This window comes from Mangrovitalea sediminis, assembly GCF_002514725.1.
Taxonomy (GTDB): Bacteria; Pseudomonadota; Gammaproteobacteria; order Pseudomonadales; family Oleiphilaceae; genus Mangrovitalea; species Mangrovitalea sediminis.
The window spans coordinates 76,525-95,018 of the sequence record NZ_NTLB01000002.1 but is presented as its reverse complement, the minus strand read 5'-3'; the positions used below and the strand labels follow the sequence as shown (position 1 = coordinate 95,018).

Here is an 18,494-nt window from a genome sequence, read left to right as displayed (position 1 = left end):
AGAAAAAGCAGCTGCTGAGGCCAGTTTTCGTCAGGAATTTTTACACTCCAGCAAATTCATAGCACCAGAAAAACCGTCTACCAATTTGTTTGTTAATGATATTTCATGAATGGCACCATGGTTGCTTTGGACTCCCCAACATCTTTTTGACTTCAAGAAAGATAATTTTCGTGGGCATGTAGTGGAGTCGTGTCATGAAACTGAAAATTCTAGCGCTTGTTTCGACGTTACTGCTCGGAGCAGCCACCAATGCGTCCGCCAGCCTGATTATCAGCGGCGGCAACTGTAGTAACCTTACGATCACTACAAGCACCTACAGCAATACGCTGAACGGCTGTTTCGGTGCGAATCTCTATACGAATTCGAACACCACCCTGAAATTCGTTTTCCTGGGGAAAGATGCATCCTACTGGGATTCCCTGGTCGCCAGTAACGGCTCCCAGTCCATCACTATGTCGAACCAGGACGCCCCGGGCACCACTTATGTGCTGGACGGCGTACTGGCCGGCCTGATCAACTTCGTGATCAATGTCGACAGCAACCACGACGGCATACCTGATACATCGGTACAGAATGGCCAAAACACTACCGGCTCACCGGGTTTCTGGCTGGGACAGGGCGCTGATGGCGGCATTATTATTGGCGTCGACGACGGCGGTGCCGGCAAGGACGGAGACTACAACGACATCGTTGGCGAAATCTCGGCCGTTCCGGAGCCTTCTTCCCTGGCACTGATCAGCCTGGGACTGGTTGGCGGCATCCTGGCCCTGCGGAACCGTAAGTCTCGCAAAGACAGCTGATATTTCGCTGTTCGAATGAACAAAAACGGGCCGGACGATCCTAACTGATCTCCGGCCCGTTTTTTGTTCCCCACCTGATTTACTATCCCCATAAAAAAAACGCCTGCACCTCAGAGAGGGCAGGCGAAAATGCCTGTGGGAATCACAGTGTTTCCGGTGTGTCAGACGGATCTTCCGGTGCGAGTCCGAGAGGTGGGCCGGACCCGTGCCAGGAAGCGTCATGAATCATATTGCAGGTCCCATGCCAAAACATAATGCTCTGATATTAATAGATTTTTAAGAGAAGACGCCCCTGCAACACCTCCCCTTTACGGTGCACCCTCCTGAAAAGTGCACCTTCACGGCCCATCAAGACGCTCCAACAAGCTCGGTGAAACCCTGAACCGCAAGCCTCGACTGGCCCCGGTTCCGTCGACAGAGCAGGTTCGGCGATTGACGCGGGTAATACGCCCGGTATGTGTCTGCTGCCGATAGGCGAAGGCAACACAGTCTCCCCGACGAAATCCCACGGTGCTCGAGCGCATTGCCACCGTTACCGGCGTTGCATCCAGCGGCGCGACCAGCACCTCTTCGGCTGACGTCAGGTATTCCAACACCGCGTCCGCCACCCCGTCCGCATGCAGGTTGTCGAGAATCCGGTAAAAGGCGGGGTTATGTACCGCACCCCGTCGCCGTTCTCCCTGTACTGTCTGCACCAGATGCGCAAATTCGTGTACGCAGGTGTGGGCCAGCAGGTGAGCCACGGATACCTGGCGCTGAAAATAGCCTCGATTCAGGATCTCCCGGGTGGACAGCCACTCACCACACTGGCCGGGCTGCTGCTTCGCCGCAATCATCTCCAGTCCCAGGTTGATCAGGTGCTCCCTGCGCACCGGATCATAGCGATGATAAGTCGCACGCCCCGACCCGAGACGCACCACGAGAACCCCCTGCCGATGCGACCCCGGCCGGTTCCACAAGACCTCCCTGATGGCGGCGGCCATCTTCAGGCCCACACGGCGATGGAACTGGACGTCTGTTGATATCGCTGCCTTGCTCATACCCGGTTTCTACCTGCAATAAATTTGATCGATCCCGCTGCGAGCCCACAAAAACGTTGGCAAAAGTCGCTCTGCGCGCGCTTTAGGCGAACAACCGGCGAAAAAGATGCCCAGGCTGTTGAAAATTTCTGAAGACAGGTGGAACTAATCGGAGTTTACGTTGGTCAAAGTGTCCACTTGATAAGCGCTGCCCCCTCTGCTGTCCAGTTCGCACAGGGAATATCCGGGCCCTCGCATAAACGCCTGACCAGGGCGGGCCCGGTTCTGACACCGATCCCCATGGCGACAATAGCCGGGACCAGCGCCGCAACACTGCACGATTGAATATCTGAAGCAAGGCGACGATCTCAAACGGCCTCGTTCCCTGGAGCCGCCAGCCGTCCTGCTTCCCGTAACAACCGACTTTTCATCGTCAGAGTGGACTTAACCATGGCAGAAGTTCTTTTTCCATTTGATTGGCGCGCCCATCACCCGCAACCCAACAGCCACTATCTCCGGGAAACTCTCGCCCATACACTGGGCATCACCGACAGCCGCGAACGGGCTCCTGCCGATGCGCGCCTGCTGGACGACCTGGTCCGGTTCTTCGAGCGCCAGGAAGTGGCGCCGGGCCGTTGCCTTGAGGCTTCCGGCGAGGCCTGGAAAAATGTGTATGTGCTGGAACAGGGCATAGCCCGCCTCTATCGACAGAGTCCAGAAGGCAAGGTTTGCATCCACCATTTCTTCCGCGAGGGCGATATGATGTGGCCCGTCTTCGCCCGCAGCCGTTCAACCCGCAACACCCTCTGTCTCGCCAGCGTCGAGCCCTGCTCACTTTGGGTTGCGCCTTTTGACCTGTTCCGCCGCCTGCTGCAGAAGACAGACCACTGGAACCGCTTTGCCCTGGTCCTCACCGAGCAATTGGCCGAACAGGCGCTCATGCGGGAAGTTGAGCAGCAGACACTGTCGGCACTCGACCGCTACCGCCATATGGTCTCCGATTATCCCGAGCTGGTCGAGCGTGTGCCGGACTATCAGTTAGCCGCCTGGCTGGGCGTCGCAAGCGCAACCTTCTCTCGGCTCAAGCATCAGGGCGCGGAATAAGCGCCATCGAGGGTGCCGGCACTCCCGCCGGCACCCTCCGGTCAAACCGGAAAAGCGCTAAACCCAGCACATCTATAACCTGACGTCATAATGGTTTCCTCCAAGACTTTGTTACACTTTAGAAGTAGCAAAGTACATTCGGCATAGACCGAATGCTTTAGGGGGATGCGGTTGTTGTGAGACGTCGGGCCCGGGGTTTTCTGCATAGCCTCAAAGGGAAGGGCGTGATCCTGGTGCTAGGCGCCATTGTGGTCACGGTCCTCATAGAAACCGTCGTCAGCGTCGTCGTCGGTCGCTTGCTGTTATCCGATCAGGTCGAGGATCAGCTCACGACGACAGCCAGTATCGTTGAGCAGGATCTGGACGACAAGCTGCGCACACGTTTCCAGGCCATCTCCCGGGCCGCATCGCGCATCCGCATGGATAGCGAGGCACTGCGCAGCACCGCGCCCTTTATCCTGCAAAACGACACTGCCCTGTTAACGCTCTTCAATACCGCTTACGTGGCCGACGCCGGCGGCAGGATCATCGCCGACCAGCCCCACCTGAAGGGTCGCATCGGACTCGATATCAGCGACCACAATTACTTCAAACTTGCCAGCACCCAGCTAACGACCGTTATTTCCCAGCCTTTCACAACCCAGTTGGATTCACACCCAGCCATTGCCGTCGCGGCCCCCATCTTCAACTCCCGCGGCCGTTTCGTCGGCGTTCTGGTTGGCGTTACGGAACTGGATTCACAGAGTTTCATCGGCCGCCTGCAACGTATTCCGGTCGGCCACAGCGGCTACATCAGCGTTGGCACTCTGACCGGTTTGACCATCGCCCACCCGGATAAGACCAGGATCCTGCAGCCGCTGCCCCGCAACGAAGCACTGGACCTCGCTCGCAAGAACCAGGATGGCATTGCCATCGTGCGAACGCCACAAGGCGCCGAAGCCGTCTATGCCTTCCGGCAATTGACCGAAGCGCCCTGGTTTGTCTCCGTCGTCATTCCCGCCCAGGAGGCCTTCAAGGCCCTGGAGCGCGTTACCGAAAGTGAAATCGCGGCCTCCATCGCCGTCCTGGTGTTGATTGCCATTATTGCCTGGCGAGTTCTCGGACGCCTCCTGCAGCCTCTGGGAGAGCTCGAAACACAGATGGAACTGCGACACACCGGACTGCGGACCGGCCCAGTCCGTGTGCATGGCAGCGCCGAAATCCAGGCCCTGGCGACGATGTTCAATACCACATTCGAGGATCGTTCACGCGCCCTCGAATCACTGTCTGAACGAGAGGCCTTCTTTCGCACCATCACTGAAGCTGCCCCGCTGGGCATTCTGCAGACCAATGTCATGGGCCGTGTCCAGTTCGCCAATGCGGCAGTCTTGAAGATCCTCGGCCTGAGTTGGGAGCGCCTGATGGGGCAGAGCTGGCTGAAAGGGCTCGTCCCTGAGGACCGGGATCGTGTCGCCGCCGAATGGCAGATCGCGCGACAGACTCACAAACCCCTGTTTTCCCAGTTCCGCGTACAGACGCCGGAACAGAAGATCGTATGGGTCGAGGCGGTTGCCAGCACCATCCAGTCGAGCAGCGTCACCCACGGCTTCATTGCCATCATTCGCGATATCACCCACGAGCGTGACATCGAAGCGCAGCTCGAGGACGAGCGTAGCCGGGCCGACCGGGTGCTCGGCTTGTTGCGGGACGGTGTTCTGGTGATCGATCCCTCCGGGCGCATCAGCTATGCCAACGGTCCGGGCGAAGCCTTTGTCTGCAACGACTGCAGCGTCGTCGGTGGCAAACTGTTCGAGATGATCACTGTCGAAGTCGACGGTGAACAGTGGTCACTTGAGCGTTTGCTGGAACATCCCGAACTGGAGAACCTGGACGCATTGATCATCGACCGCAACCAGCGCCGCCATGAAGTCGAACTGACCATGCTCCGGCTAAACCACTCCAGTGCAGAAAGCGACCGTATCGTATTTGTCCTGCGCGACGACAGCGAGCGCCGGCGGCGGGAGGAGCGCCTATCCTGGGAAGCGACCCATGACGCCTTGACTGGTTTGAACAACCGCCGCGCCTTTATGGCAAGCCTGGTGCATTGGCTAGGGGAAAGTCACTCCTTGAGCCAGGTTTCCGTTCTGGCCATGATCGACCTGGACTATTTCAAGCAAGTTAACGACGAAGGTGGACATCTGCTGGGCGATGAATTGCTGCGGAACCTGGCAGAGACGATACGCCTGAATATTCGACAAACCGACATCGCCGCCCGACTCGGCGGCGATGAATTCAGTGTATTGCTCCCAGGATGCGGCATGGAAAGGGCCATTGCCATTCTGGAACAGATCCGGGCTGCAGTGGAAAGTCTACGCATTGAACGCGACGGCAAAAGCTACGGTGTCACCACCAGTATCGGAGTCACCGTCCTGGCCGAAAACGACCAGAGCCCTCGCGTTACCCTCGCCCGGGCGGACGAAGGCTGCTATCGGGTCAAAGCCAGCGGACGCAACGGCATTGCCACCGTCATGCCCCTCGACCCGTCTCAACCGTGATCGGCGATATCACCGTCAGTAAACAGGAACTCACGAAGGTGCCCCTCGAAGTCCTTGTTATTACGGCGCATCCACTCCAGACACATGGCCGCATGCTCCATTTCCTCGCGCATGTTGTGTAGCAGGATCGCCTTGAGCGCCGGATCATCGCAGTCGTCGGCACGCTGACGGTACCAGTCCACGGCTTCGAGTTCCTCCATCAGGGAGACAATCGCGTGATGAAAATGGATGGTTTCCTTGGACAGACGCTCACGGGGAGCATGCAGGTTTTCACTGCTCATACTGAACTCCTGGTTGCCGGTAAAAAGTGGGATTGCGGCTTTACTGTGCCACGAATAACCTGCCATGGCGATACACCCTGGCGAAAGGTTATAGTGCGCGCCATCGCTTGCGGATTACCGACCGCTCGCCCTCGCAGCAGCCCTCGGCGACCAATACCCCAAACCCATCGGCCTGGAGTTTTGCCATGATGGAAAGACACCGATGACCGCCTCATCCGGCATTTTCGTTTCTGACGACCCTCGCGCCCTGCGGTTGCGTGGAACGCTGCTGACCCTGTGGGGCGTCCTGCTGCTGTGCCCGGATTCGCTCTTGGTGAAAGAAACCCACATTTCACCCGAAGGCTTCCTTTTCTGGCGAGGCGCCTTACTGACACTGGCCTTCATGGCCATCGCCCTGGCCCGTTACCGCAAAGACCTTCCCCGCCAGATCCAGCGCTGCGGCTGGAAAGGCCTGTTCTGTGCTACGGCATTCTCCATCAGCACCACCGGTTTTGTCGTGGGCATGAAATACACCGCGGCCGGCAACGTGCTGGTCATCCTCGACATGGCCCCGGTCATCGCTGCCATTCTGGGCTACCTGATCTGGAGGGAACGGTTGCCGCTGCGCACCTGGGGCGTGATCATGATCTGTGTCGGCGGAGCGGCAATGATGGGCATGAGCGAAACCGGCCCGGGACACATGCTGGGGCTGCTGATGTCGTTCATGGCAGCCTTTGCACTCGCCAGCAACCTGGCAGTGGCACGCTCCCGGCCAGAGGCCGATATGAGCGTCATGCTGATGTTCGGCGCCCTGCTGACCACCCTTCTTGCCACTCTGATGGGGGGCGCACAGTGGCCCTCACGCTCGGACATGGGCTACATCCTGTTGCTCTGCCTCGTGTTCCTACCCGCTGCCAGCACGCTGATACAGACAGGCCCGCGATACCTGCCTGCGGCAGAAGTCAGCCTGATGCTATTGCTGGAAACCGTTTTCGGCACCTTACTGGTCTGGCTTTTCCTGGGAGAGGTCCCGCCCACCCTGAGCCTGGTGGGCGGCGCGATCATCCTGGCTGCGCTGGTGACCAACAGCCTGTTCGATCTGTTTCAGCAACGCCGACGCGGGCGCGTCTCGATACCGCCCCATTGAAACCGCCTAAATGGCCACGTACGCCTGCCAGAGCAGGCGCAGGGCCAGTAGCGAAAGAACGATATTAAACACCGTCTGAAAATGATGATCGCGCATACGGTGCAGTAGTTTCAGTCCGAGCCAGGTTCCCAGGGCCCCGGAAACGATCATCAACGCGATAAATCCCAGCCAATCCTGCCCCTTGAACCCTGCGTGGACGAAAACACCGATTTTCGCGGCGTGTTGAACGGACATGGCCGCGGAAAAGGTCGCGACAGTGCGCAGACGGTCGCGGTGAATTTGCTTGATGAAAGCCGCAACCAAGGGACCGCTGGCACCCGCGAACAACGACACGAAGGTCGTAACGACACCCGCCAGGAAGATGCCTGGCCGATTCAGCGCACGCTTGGGCAGCGCAGGCCCCCAGCACAAGTAGAGAATGAAGAGTGCAATGGTCAGATACCAGACCGCCGGCGGCAGGCTGATCAGCACCAGACTGCCTATCGCGGCACCCATCAAGGCGCCGGGCAGGAACACTCCCAGAGCCCGCCAGTCGATGTGACGCAGCGTCATCAGGGCGCGGCCGAAATTGGAGCCCAGTTGCACCGCCCCATGTACCGGGATAATCGCCAGCGGCGAGAGAAACTGCGCCATCATCGCCAACAACAAAACCCCGCCGCCCGCACCTAATGCCGCCGTCAGCAAGGAGGTCAGGCAGGATGTGGCAATCAGCAGGGACGCTGTCTTGACGGTCAGAGAAGCGGTAAGGAGATGCACGGAACCCCTTCGATCAAGGCAATGTCGAGAGGATCGTCTTCAGTAGGACAGGATGCCGGTAACGTCATACAAGACGACAATATGCAGGCATCATAGAAAGATATGTGAGCCAATGCCATCCCTCAGGATGGCATTGGCCCAGTGTCGCCGGAAAGTCAGGCCGCGATGGCTTGCGGCTGTGCCCCCTTCCGTCGGCGGTTCTGACGCCAGGCAATGCCACCCAGCAACAGCAGCGCCGGCACGAACATCCACTGCTTGGCAGGGCGATGCGTCTTCACCTGGACGCTGGTGATTTCCCAGCCATACCCGATGCCGAGCTTCTGTGCCGTACTACCGAAATTGACATTGTTGATCAACAGGTTATCGCCGTCCTTAGACACTGACAGGCCCGCATGCATCAAACGCTTGTCAGAGGCCTCCTGCTTGCCGAGCGGCAGGATAACAATTTTGTCCACATGGTTACCTTCGATGGTATCGCCCACCACCCGGACCCGGATCGAACTGTTATCCGGCAGGTCCTTGACGGCTTCGAGGACCTTGGCGCCACTCTCCAGCTTGTATTCCGGTTGCACCATGTCCATCCAAAAGCCCGGCCGGAACAGCGTAAAGGCCACCAGCAGCAAGCCAACCGTCTCATACCAGCGGCAGCGGGTGATGAAGTAGCCCTGGGTACCCGAGGCGAACGCCATCATCGCCAGCAAGGCACTGATGAAAACCAGCAGGAAGTGGGACACACTGTGTACGCCGATCAGCAACAGTTCATTGTTGAAAATGAACATGAAGGGCAGGATCGCGGTACGGATGTCGTAGATAAAGCCTTGAAAGCCGGTCTTTATCGGTTCCGATCGGGCTATCGCCGCCGCCGCATAGGCCGCCAGGCCAACCGGAGGCGTGTCGTCCGCCAGGATGCCGAAGTAGAAGACGAACATGTGAACGGCAATCAGGGGTACCACCAGGCCGCTTTGTGCGCCCAGGTGGACAATGACCGGCGCCATCAGGGTCGACACGACGATGTAGTTTGCCGTGGTGGGCAGCCCCATCCCCAGCAGGAGGCTGATCATCGCCGTGAACAGCAGTACCAGCATCAGGTTACCGCCGGAGATGTAACCAACGAACTCTGTCATGACCAGACCGATACCGGTCAGGGTCACGGTACCGACGACGATACCCGCGGCAGCCGTGGCCACACCGATACCGATCATGTTCCGGCCGCCGTTGATCAGGCCGTCCCAGACATCCATGCACCCCTTCTTCGCCATCTCGGCCATGTCACCGCTCTTACGGAAGAGCGACTTGAGCGGCCGGTGCGTCACAGCAACGATCATCAGGAAGATCGTTGCCCAGAACGCCGACAGGTCCGGCGACAGCCGCTCCACCGCCAGGCACCAGACCAGCACCACAACGGGCAACAGGTAGTAGAGACCCGATTTGATCGTCGGCGCAGCCTCGGGAAGTACATCGAATTCAGGGTCCTCATCCAGGTCGGGCAAGCGGGAGGCAAAAGCCACCAGGCCGACATATACCAGCATCAAAGCGGCGCCGAGAATCCAGGTCGCGGACGAACCGAAGACTTCCTTGGTCCAACCCACGCCGTAGTAGACGGCGCCGGTCACCAGGACCATGCCAAAGAAGCTCATGACAAAAGAGATCAGGGAACGGTGCCAGGGCTTCGGATTAAGACGGGGCAGCCCTTTCAGGTCCATCTTCAACGCTTCGAGATGCACGATGTAGAACAGCGCCATGTAGGCAATCAGTGCCGGCAATGCAGCGGCCTTGATAACCTGGGTATAGGGAATACCGACATATTCCACCATCAGGAACGCCGCAGCACCCATGACCGGCGGCGTCAGCTGACCATTCACCGAAGACGCACATTCGATAGCACCCGCCTTGTAGGCAGGGAAACCAACGCGCTTCATCAGGGGGATCGTAAAAGTCCCCGTGGTCACCACGTTAGCGATGGAGGAGCCGGAAATCATACCGGTGGAGGCCGACGAAACCACCGCCGCCTTGGCTGGGCCGCCACGCAGGTGACCCAGCAGCGAAAACGCAACCCGGATGAAATAGTTACCCGCGCCGACTTTTTCCAGCAGCGCGCCAAACAACACGAACAGGAACACCATCGACGTGGACACACCCAGTGCCACACCGAAAACCCCTTCGGTACCCAGCCAATACTGGGACATACCCCGATCCAGCGTAACCGCCTTGTGGGAGATGATGTCCGGCATATAAGGACCGAGAAAGGCGTAACCGATAAACACCAGGGCAACGACCATCAAGGGCGGCCCAAGCGCCCGTCGGGTCGCTTCCAGCAGGAGCACGATACCGACCACCGCCACGACCACGTCCATCGTGGTGGGCAGGCCCGGCCGATTCGCCAGTTGATCGTAGAACAGGAACAGGTACGCGGCGCAAAAAGCGCCCACAAACGCAAACACCCAATCCTGGAGCGGGATGTAGTGGCGGGGCGACCCCTTGAGCGCAGGATAGGCGGTAAACGCCAGGAACACCGCAAATGCCAAGTGGATAGAGCGCGCTTCGGTGTAGTTGAACACACCGATATTGAAGATAAACGGCAGCGGCGATGCGAACCACAGCTGGAACAGGGACCAGGCGAGGGCCACGCCGACAATAACTTTTGCGGCGATGGGACCGGGCTTACGTGCCCCCGTATCCGCTTCCGCAATCAAGTCCTCGAGCACTTCTTTGGAGGGGGCCGATTCAACGGTTTTGTCGTTGGTCATGGAACTTCTCTTTCAGCCACGTCTGCCGGTCCCGGTAAGGACCTCATCTTGTGGACTGGGTGACGACATCGGAATGGCGGGCCTAAGAGCCCGCCGTGATCAAGACTGCGATCCAATGCACGGGGGGACCCAGGCCCCCCGTTTCAGGAATTACTTCAGTAATCCCTGTTCCTCGTAGTATTTCTTGGCGCCAGCGGCCAGCGGCGCCGACAGGGCGGCTTTAACCATATCGGCTTTCTCCAGGTGAGCAAAAGCCGGGTGCAGCTTCTTGAACTCATCGAAGTTTGAGAATACGGCCTTGACCAGCTCGTAAACGATTTTTTCCGGCTGCTGTGCAGTCGTCACAACCGTGGCACGAACACCGAAAGTCGTCACCGGATTGGGGTTACCGCGGTACATACCACCGGGAATGGTCGCCCAGGAGTAGTAGGGCTCGCTGTCGACGATCTTCTTGATGATCGGGCCATTCACGCTGACCAGTTTTGCGTCACAGGTCGTGGTGGCTTCGGAGATGGAACCGTTGGGGTGGCCGACCGTGAACACGATGGCGTCGACTTTGTTATCGCACAGCGCTTTGGACTGCTCGTTGGAAGCCAACTGGGACGTCAGTTTGAAATCGCTCTTTTTCCAGCCGTAGGCTTTCATGAGCATTTCCATGGTCGCACGCTGGCCGGAACCCGGGTTACCGATGTTGACGCGCTTGCCTTTCAGGTCAGCGAACGTCTTGATGCCGGAATCGGCACGGGCGACAACGGTGAAGGGCTCAGGGTGCACGGAAAACACAGCACGCAGGTTCTTCTCAGCCTTGCCTTTGAAGGGACCTTCGCCGTGATAGGCTTTGTACTGCACGTCGGACTGCATGACACCGAAATCGATATCGCCCGTTTTCAGTGCGTTGGCGTTGTAGACCGAGCCACCGGTAGACTCGACAGAACAACGTACCTTGGTCTGCTTCTGATCTTTATTCATCAGGCGGCAGATGGCGCCGCCCAGCGGGTAGTAGACACCCGTCACACCGCCGGTTCCGATGGTCACAAACTGGCCACTGGCCGCCTGGGCCGATGTTGCAGACATCGTTGAGATGCCCAGCGTCAGCGCTAACGCGACTTTGAACTTGGAGAGCTTTTTCATAACTAATACCCTTCAATAGCAAACGGTCGTTTTAACCGGAAATGTATTTTTATTTATGGATGGCGATTTACCGGCTTCCATACCTATCGCCACCGTCCCTGACGTGAAGCAACCTCGAATCGAGTCTCTTTCAGTCTGTTCTCCTCCTATACCGCAGTGGTGGGATGAGCCCTCACCCCTTTCCGCCACGCAGGATCAGGACAGAACACGCTGCCCGCTCGACCACCCTGGAGGCGTTTGATCCCAGCAGCACTTCCTGTAAATGGCTCCGGTGGTGGGCGGTCAGGATGATCAGATCCGCCCCCATATGCTCGGCCTGGTGGATAATCCGATCCGCTGGCTGGCCTTCATGCACAGAGAGGCTGTGCGGAAGGTCCGCGGGCAGGCGATTGGCGGCGAACGACTTCAACTGTATCTTTACCGCCTCCCGCGCTTTTTCCACCGCATCGGCATCGAAATAGCCTGCAACCAACGGCGAATTAAAACCGGGCATCACGGTCATCACGTGGATCTCGCCCTGATCCAGGCGAGCCTCACGTATGGCCATCTCAACAGCCGATTCGGAAAAGTCCGGCTCGTTGAGATCGACAGGAACCAGAATCCGCTTGAACATGGTGCGATCTCCCCTTGAGAGCCTCAGTTACCTTCATTATCGAGATGGATATAACCGCCAACGGCATCCATCCGGGTTTCAAAACGTTTGATACTGTCCAGCATGCGCGGACCACCCAACGACACACACTCCGCCAATAGCACCTCGACCAATGCCATGGACGCCAGGATGGTTGGAAAGTAATGGGGGGTGCTCATACCGACCGTGAACACAATCTCTGCCGCGCCGGCCAGCGGCGAACGCAGCGTATCCGTTATGACGATCAGTCTGGCACCGCTGTCCCGCAAGACCTCCAGCGCCTTAACGATTTCCGTCGAATAGGGGTTGAAACCGAAGGCCACGACGACGTCTTTGGGACCGATCTCTGCCAGCTCGCTTAATAGGGTACCTTCAAGTCCTCGCACCAGCGACACGTTAGGCATGGCAATACGACCAACGTAGGCAAAGTGATAGGCGCAGGAGAAGGTGTCCCGGAAGCCAATCGCATAGACCCGGCGCGCACCCACGACCAGTTTCGCGGCTTCTTGCAGGCGGGGGCGATTGGCCGGTTGGAAGAACTGTTCCAAGTCGACAGCCGCGGCGCTGGCGTAGTTGAAGAAGATTTCGTTATCGGGGGAGGCGCTGGCCATATCCTGAAGGGATATCGCACGCTTGCTGAAGGTCACAGGCCGGCGCCGCTGCACGGCATCCTGAAACACCTGCCGAAACTGGTCATAGCGCAGAAATCCCAGCTCCTTCGCCAGCCGCGTCAGTGTCGATGGCGTTACATCCGCGGCAGCTGCCGCCTTACGAATGGAAAGGAGCGCAACCTCAACCGGGTGTTCCAGGATATAACTCGCGGCCCGCTGCAACTGAGGAGTCATCTGATCGCGCTGGTCCGTCAACGCTTTGAGCAGCTGATCCGCCTGCGTTGTCGCGACCGCCTGCCCGGTTGCCAGCTCGCTTGTCTCCACCATGCAAAAGCCTCGGTTCTGTCGCCGGTTGATGCTGCAATTTGCCGATGATGCATTTTTTTCAAAAATATGGCAATAAAAAAACAAATGTATTATTTTGGTTGAACGAAAAACATTTGTTCCACATAACATGCACGACGACACAAATGTGTTATCACGTTGGAGCCATCATGACTGCCCCTGCCTACGACACGGTCATCTATAGCCGTATCGATCAATACGCCGAAATCCGATTCAATCGTCCTCACCGCCTCAACGCGGTGATTGAGCAGCTATACGTGGAAACCATCGATGCGCTGCGCCGCGCCGAGGCGGATCCCGATGTCCGCGCGGTGGTCCTGACCGGGGAAGGCAGAGCGTTTTGTGTCGGAGCCGACCTCAAAGAACATGGCAGCGGCCGTCGCACCCCCTTTCAGCGACGTCAGTATCTGCAGCTGGGCAACGACATCTGCCAGACGATTTTCGAACTGAAGAAGCCGGTCATCGCCGTCGTCAACGGCTACGCCCTCGGCGCCGGCGCCGAGATGGCGGTGGCCTGCGATTTTATCCTGATGGCCGAAAGTGCCCGCATCGGCTTCCCGGAAGTCAGCATCGGCACCAATGTCGGTGGTGGCGTCACACAGACCCTGCCGCGCCTGGTCGGTTTGGCCAAGGCCCGGGAACTGCTGTTTATGGGTGACAAGATCGATGGACGCGAAGCGGCACGGATCGGACTGGCCACAATAGCCTGCCCTGACGATGAGCTGCGCCAGGCGGCGGCGGAATTCGCAGAAAAGCTGGCAAGCAAGGCACCGGTCTCGATGGCCCTGGCAAAACGTCTGCTCAACGACGGTGAAGCCCGCGACATGCAGACACAACTGGGCCTCGAACTGGATGGCGTCTTCACCTGCACCGTCACTGAGGATTGGCAGGAAGGTGTCGATGCCTTTGCAGAAAAACGTTCGCCGCAGTTCAAGGGGTACTGATCATGGATCAAGCGGCTTCACGGAGTGAACTCCACGCATTTCTGGCACCCAATTCCATTGCCGTTATCGGCGCCTCCAACGACCCGACCAAACGGGGCTACAAAGCCCTGGTGGGATTAATCGATGGCGGCTACGAAGGGCAGATCTATCCGATCAACCCGAAGTCTCCGGAAATTCTCGGGCTACGGGCCTACCCTTCTGTCCAGTCACTGCCTGCCGCTGCGGATCTGGCACTGATCTGCACACCGGCGTCCTCGGTTCCGGGCCTGCTCCGCGAGTGTGGCCGCAACGGAACCCGCGGGGCCATCATCCTCGCCAGCGGCTTCGGTGAAATTGGTGGTGAAGGTGTCGCACTCGAAGCGGAAACCCTGGCGGCCGCCCGCGAGGCAGGCGTTCGCATCATAGGACCGAACACCTCCGGCATGTTCAACCTGCACAAGAAAGTGAATCTCCTGGCGCTTCAGAATGTGCGCCCTGGTGATATCGGCATCGTTTCCCAGTCCGGCAACATGCTCCTCGCCCTGGCCCTGGAAGCCCAGCGCAATGGCTACATCGGCTTCAGCACCTACGTCGGCCCCGGCAACCAGACCGACATCGGTTTTGGCGACTATCTGCGCTACCTGAGCGAGGACGAGCACACGCGCGTGGCCACCTTCTATATCGAAGGCTTCAAGGACGGCCGGGCCTTCCTGGATGCCGCACGCGAGGCCACCCGCGTCAAACCGGTCGTCGTCTACAAGTCGGGCAGCACCCAGGCCGGCCAGAAATCCGCCAGTTCCCACACCGGCGCCCTCGCCGGCAGTTACGCCATGACCGTGGACCTGCTGAGACAGAATGGGGTCAACGTCGTCGGCCATTCGGATGAAATCCTGCCGGTCGCCGAGGGCCTGGGCCTGCTTCAGCAAACACCCGGCAAGCGGATTGCGATCCTCTCCGACGGCGGCGGCCAGGCAACGATCGCCAGCGATCGCATTTCCGAAGCCGGCCTGGAGCTGGCGGAACTGAGCGATCAGACCCGCGCAAGGCTCGGATCCATCCTGTTTCCCCAGGCGTCACTGGCCAATCCCATTGACGTCGCCGGCAGCACCGATGCCAACCCCGGCCTCTTTACCGAATGCGTCGACATCCTGCTACAGGACGACCAGGTCGACATGGTCTTCCTGGTGGGGATGTTCGGCGGCTACGGTGTCCGCTTCGACCAGTCGCTGGAGTCAGCCGAGAACCGTTGTGCCGTGGAAATGGCACAGAGTGTTGCGGCAAGGCGCAAGGGCCTGGTGGTCTACAGCCTGTATGCCCCGATCCGACCGGTCGCATTGATGACACTGCGTGAAGCCGGCATCCCGGTCTATGACTCCATCGAACTGGCCGTCAGCACCCTACGGGCGCTGTCTGAACGGGGTGCCTATCTGCAACGCGCCAATAGCGCCCCCCAACGCCTGTCCCTGCAACGCTCCAGTGACGCCGATACGCTTTTTGCACGCGCCCTGAGCGAAGGTCGCGACCTGCTCGAACCCGAGGCGCGCCAGGTGCTCGCCGACTACGGCATCCCGCTGCCGGAGAGCCGCTGGGTGCATACCGCGGAAGACCTGTTTGCCGCTGCAGCGGACTATGCCGACAGACCGGTTGCCATGAAAATCGTGTCTCGGGATATCCTGCACAAATCCGACGCCGGCGGTGTGCGCTTGAACCTGGTCGGCGAAACGGCACTGAGTGATGCCAGGGACGCCATTGAGAAGTCCTGCCTGCAGTATGCGCCCGAGGCCCGGCTCGAAGGGGTTCTGCTCACTCCCATGGCCACAAAAGGCGTCGAGGTGATCATCGGCGCGAGCCGGGACCCCGTGTTCGGCCCCGTCGTAATGTTCGGGCTGGGCGGTATCTTCGTCGAGCTGTTCAAGGATGTCGCCTTCCGGGCCGCGCCCTTGAGCCGTTATGACGCCGAGGCGATGATTGCCCAGGTCAAAGCGTCGCGGATCCTGGATGGCATTCGCGGCGAACCTGCGGTGGACAAGCAGGCGCTCATCGATTTGTTGCTGCGCATTTCCAGCATGATGGAACTGCACCCGGAGATCGAATCCCTGGATCTGAACCCGGTCATCGCCCGGGCCGATGGCTGTGAGCTGGTGGATGCCCGTATCATCGTAAAAGCGCCCGAACTCAACTAAAGGTGACAGAATGACCGATTTGCCCGCTTTGAAAGATGCCCGACTGGAGTTGGACGACGGCATCGCCACGCTGACACTGAACCGGGACGATGTGCGCAACGCCCTGACCGGCACCCACCTGATCGACGACATCGTCACCGTCGCCGACTGGGTCAACCGCGCGGATGCGGTTTCGGTATTAGTGCTAACCGGTGCCGGCTCCGCCTTTTCCGCAGGCGGTAACATCAAGGATATGCGAGACCGCAGCGGCGATTTCGGCGGCGATGTCGCCGAAGTGGAAAACCGCTATCGCCGGGGCATTCAGCGTATTCCCCTGGCCATGGACAAGATCGAAGTGCCTGTCATTGCCGCCGTGAATGGTCCCGCCATCGGGGCCGGATTCGATCTGGCCAACATGGCGGACATCCGTATTGCCGCAGAGAGTGCGCGCTTCGGCGAAACTTTCCTCAACCTCGGCATTATCCCGGGGGACGGTGGCGCCTGGATCATGCAGCGCCTGATCGGCTACCAACGCGCCTTTGAACTGACGCTGACCGGCCGGGTGATCTCCGCCGAGGAAGCCCGGGAGCTGGGACTGGTGATGGAGGTGGTACCTGATGGGGAGCTGATGGGCCATGCGCTCAAACTGGCCAAGCGTATCGCGGGCCAACCTCGCGCGGCCACGCGACTGACCAAGCGATTGATGAAATCCGCCCAGCGCATGGCACTGCCCGATTTCCTCGATCTCTGCGCCTGCTTCCAGGGCATGTGTCACAACAACCCTGAACACACGGAAGCCGTGCAACGCTTCCTCGACCGCAGCAGCCGGTAGAGCGCCCCCGATCCACCCGCTGGCAGGCGGCCAGATTCGCCGTCCGCCAGCTCGCCCACCTCCCGGCCAATGTCGAAAGTGTTGGCTGCGTCGCAAAATTCGTTCACACAAATTTACATTTTGTTAATCTTTGGCCTAATTTAGCCCTGTGCCGGCAACAACAATAATGACAACACGACGCCGACCGGGTTAGCCGCCGAATAACGACAACAATGGCGAATTCCGGTCGTGGGAGCTCAGTGATCATGTCCGGAAAACAACGCCTGGGCCTGTTTGGCTCGGTAATCGCCGCTATCGCGGTGGTTGCGTTGACAGTCTTTGCGCTGCACCACTGGACACCTGCCGCCTGGCGAGGAAAACCCCCAGGGCAGCAGGACGCTGTCCATTTCCATCCCCAGCAGACCGGCCCCCTTGCCGGCACAAAGCCGGGGAATATCCTGCTGAAACATCCCCATAAGCCCGATGCGGCCGAGATCGCCCGCTGGCAAGGCCAGCTCGCCAGCGAGTTTCACCGCGTAGCGGATATTTACGCCCAAATGGCCAAGTTCCCGACCTATTCCGTACCGGTCACGCCACAGAGCATCAAGCAATTCCACTATAACCAGTACTTCCCCGTCACGATTCCGCTGGATACTCCCGACGGCCACGTCCAGATCAAGGTGCTGCTGCAGCAACTGCATTTCCAGAAGGGCGATCCGATCGTCGGTGTTGCATCGGTGAGCGGGAAAGCTGCAGCAACCGTCAGCCTGGACAGCGTCAGCATCCTTTCGGACAAGAACCACGTCCTCTACAACAGTTCTCTGGGCCAACCCGACAAGGGCAAGGATTATGCGCTGGTGGTCGATCCACCGGCAGGTTCCACTTCTGACTGGCCTTCTGAGCTGCTCCTTCGAGTCAGTGGCAGCGCGGGCGATCATACGGTTGCCGCCGTCGCGCCTTTTTTCTACGACGACCCTATCGGTACGGTCAGCGACGTCGGTGATGCCTCGATCGACGGTCCCAACCTGGTTATTCCGGTCACCCTGGACCTAGACGGCGATGGCTACTATGCAGTGTCCGGCGACCTCTACAGCACCAACGGCCAGCCGCTGGTCCATCTGGAAACCAAGGCCCAGCTATCGAAGTTTGATAACAACACCGAACTCAAGGCCCATCGGGCCGCCCTGCAGGAAACCGGCAATGCCGGGCCTTATGTGCTGAAGGACCTGATGATCCGCAAGCTGCCGGACAAACCCGGCGACCGAACATTGTTCGGCCCCATGAACCCGAAAAGTTTTCCCGTTCAGGGCTTTCCTTTTGATCACTATTCCCAGCAGCCCTGGGTGGACCCAATGACGAAGGCGAGACTCGAATTCCTGCGTAGCGCGCAGCCAGGTTAAAACCTGGGCGCAACCCGACTTCAGCAGTCTGGGGGCATCAAACCCGTCGTACCCGGATGTCCGCAATGGAGATGCAAAACAACCAGGACAAGCTTCAGGGCCAACGGACGGCT

At 59.1% G+C, this 18,494-nt stretch carries 15 protein-coding genes; 8 read left to right on the top strand and 7 right to left on the bottom strand.

From position 1 onward, the window contains the following. Positions 1-194 precede the first annotated feature (194 nt). Positions 195-800, top strand: coding sequence for a PEP-CTERM sorting domain-containing protein (locus tag CLR77_RS06325; RefSeq protein ID WP_097459792.1), 606 nt, complete (start codon positions 195-197; stop codon positions 798-800). Between the two features lie 338 nt (positions 801-1,138). Here the strand turns inward: CLR77_RS06325 and CLR77_RS06320 are convergent, their stop codons facing one another. Further along, positions 1,139-1,840 carry a hypothetical protein gene (locus CLR77_RS06320; protein ID WP_097459791.1) on the bottom strand — a complete coding sequence of 234 codons (702 nt, stop codon included), beginning with the start codon at positions 1,838-1,840 and terminating at the stop codon, positions 1,139-1,141. 429 nt (positions 1,841-2,269) lie between these two features. Here CLR77_RS06320 and CLR77_RS06315 point away from each other — a divergent pair, with 429 nt between their 5' ends. After that, on the top strand, positions 2,270-2,923 hold the full coding sequence (locus CLR77_RS06315; protein WP_097459790.1) for a Crp/Fnr family transcriptional regulator: 654 nt from the start codon (positions 2,270-2,272) through the stop codon (positions 2,921-2,923). 176 nt (positions 2,924-3,099) lie between these two features. Beyond that, positions 3,100-5,457 carry a diguanylate cyclase gene (locus tag CLR77_RS06310; RefSeq protein WP_097459789.1) on the top strand — a complete coding sequence of 786 codons (2,358 nt, stop codon included), beginning with the start codon at positions 3,100-3,102 and terminating at the stop codon, positions 5,455-5,457. Here the strand turns inward: CLR77_RS06310 and CLR77_RS06305 are convergent. Then, positions 5,448-5,738 (bottom strand): ferritin family protein, encoded by a 291-nt coding sequence (locus tag CLR77_RS06305; protein ID WP_097459788.1) that lies wholly within the window; start codon positions 5,736-5,738, stop codon positions 5,448-5,450. The genes CLR77_RS06310 and CLR77_RS06305 overlap by 10 nt on opposite strands. Positions 5,739-5,940: 202 nt before the next feature. Between CLR77_RS06305 and CLR77_RS06300 the strand changes: the two genes are divergently transcribed. Beyond that, on the top strand, positions 5,941-6,864 hold the full coding sequence (locus tag CLR77_RS06300; RefSeq protein WP_097459787.1) for a DMT family transporter: 924 nt from the start codon (positions 5,941-5,943) through the stop codon (positions 6,862-6,864). 6 nt (positions 6,865-6,870) lie between these two features. On the opposite strand, the gene CLR77_RS06295 is transcribed toward CLR77_RS06300, so the two are convergent. The 5 genes from CLR77_RS06295 to CLR77_RS06275 form a co-directional block, all read right to left on the bottom strand. Then, the gene (locus tag CLR77_RS06295) at positions 6,871-7,620 is read right to left on the bottom strand and encodes a sulfite exporter TauE/SafE family protein (RefSeq protein WP_097459786.1); all 750 of its coding nucleotides are present in this window, start codon (positions 7,618-7,620) and stop codon (positions 6,871-6,873) included. Positions 7,621-7,775: 155 nt separating this feature from the next. After that, entirely contained in the window at positions 7,776-10,367 is a 2,592-nt protein-coding gene (locus tag CLR77_RS06290) for a TRAP transporter permease (protein ID WP_097459785.1), read from the bottom strand. A 150-nt stretch (positions 10,368-10,517) separates the two neighbouring features. Then, a complete protein-coding gene (locus tag CLR77_RS06285; protein WP_097459784.1) occupies positions 10,518-11,498 on the bottom strand; it encodes a TAXI family TRAP transporter solute-binding subunit in 981 nt (326 codons plus the stop codon). 172 nt (positions 11,499-11,670) lie between these two features. Continuing rightward, complete coding sequence (locus CLR77_RS06280) at positions 11,671-12,111, bottom strand: universal stress protein (RefSeq protein WP_097459783.1); 441 nt, start codon at positions 12,109-12,111, stop codon at positions 11,671-11,673. Positions 12,112-12,134: 23 nt separating this feature from the next. Then, positions 12,135-13,067: a MurR/RpiR family transcriptional regulator gene (locus CLR77_RS06275; RefSeq protein WP_158227132.1), complete on the bottom strand. Its 933-nt coding sequence runs from the start codon at positions 13,065-13,067 to the stop codon at positions 12,135-12,137. Positions 13,068-13,234: 167 nt separating this feature from the next. Between CLR77_RS06275 and CLR77_RS06270 the strand changes: the two genes are divergently transcribed. From CLR77_RS06270 to CLR77_RS06255, 4 genes are all read left to right on the top strand, one after another. Further along, entirely contained in the window at positions 13,235-14,029 is a 795-nt protein-coding gene (locus tag CLR77_RS06270) for an enoyl-CoA hydratase/isomerase family protein (protein ID WP_097459781.1), read from the top strand. A gap of 2 nt (positions 14,030-14,031) precedes the next feature. Next, positions 14,032-16,191, top strand: coding sequence for an acetate--CoA ligase family protein (locus tag CLR77_RS06265; protein WP_097459780.1), 2,160 nt, complete (start codon positions 14,032-14,034; stop codon positions 16,189-16,191). Positions 16,192-16,201: 10 nt separating this feature from the next. Further along, positions 16,202-17,002, top strand: coding sequence for an enoyl-CoA hydratase-related protein (locus tag CLR77_RS06260; RefSeq protein ID WP_097459779.1), 801 nt, complete (start codon positions 16,202-16,204; stop codon positions 17,000-17,002). 245 nt (positions 17,003-17,247) lie between these two features. Then, positions 17,248-18,381 (top strand): hypothetical protein, encoded by a 1,134-nt coding sequence (locus tag CLR77_RS06255; RefSeq protein WP_097459778.1) that lies wholly within the window; start codon positions 17,248-17,250, stop codon positions 18,379-18,381. The last annotated feature ends 113 nt before the right edge of the window (positions 18,382-18,494 follow it).

Bases quoted from the DNA above. Each gene is read 5' to 3' on its own strand.
- CLR77_RS06325 (WP_097459792.1), top strand. From the start codon at position 195: ATGAAACTGAAAATTCTAGCGCTTGTTTCGACGTTACTGCTCGGAGCA.
- CLR77_RS06320 (WP_097459791.1), bottom strand. From the start codon at position 1,840: ATGAGCAAGGCAGCGATATCAACAGACGTCCAGTTCCATCGCCGTGTG.
- CLR77_RS06315 (WP_097459790.1), top strand. From the start codon at position 2,270: ATGGCAGAAGTTCTTTTTCCATTTGATTGGCGCGCCCATCACCCGCAA.
- CLR77_RS06305 (WP_097459788.1), bottom strand. From the start codon at position 5,738: ATGAGCAGTGAAAACCTGCATGCTCCCCGTGAGCGTCTGTCCAAGGAA.
- CLR77_RS06300 (WP_097459787.1), top strand. From the start codon at position 5,941: ATGACCGCCTCATCCGGCATTTTCGTTTCTGACGACCCTCGCGCCCTG.
- CLR77_RS06290 (WP_097459785.1), bottom strand. From the start codon at position 10,367: ATGACCAACGACAAAACCGTTGAATCGGCCCCCTCCAAAGAAGTGCTC.
- CLR77_RS06285 (WP_097459784.1), bottom strand. From the start codon at position 11,498: ATGAAAAAGCTCTCCAAGTTCAAAGTCGCGTTAGCGCTGACGCTGGGC.
- CLR77_RS06280 (WP_097459783.1), bottom strand. From the start codon at position 12,111: ATGTTCAAGCGGATTCTGGTTCCTGTCGATCTCAACGAGCCGGACTTT.
- CLR77_RS06275 (WP_158227132.1), bottom strand. From the start codon at position 13,067: ATGGTGGAGACAAGCGAGCTGGCAACCGGGCAGGCGGTCGCGACAACG.
- CLR77_RS06270 (WP_097459781.1), top strand. From the start codon at position 13,235: ATGACTGCCCCTGCCTACGACACGGTCATCTATAGCCGTATCGATCAA.
- CLR77_RS06265 (WP_097459780.1), top strand. From the start codon at position 14,032: ATGGATCAAGCGGCTTCACGGAGTGAACTCCACGCATTTCTGGCACCC.
- CLR77_RS06260 (WP_097459779.1), top strand. From the start codon at position 16,202: ATGACCGATTTGCCCGCTTTGAAAGATGCCCGACTGGAGTTGGACGAC.
- CLR77_RS06255 (WP_097459778.1), top strand. From the start codon at position 17,248: ATGTCCGGAAAACAACGCCTGGGCCTGTTTGGCTCGGTAATCGCCGCT.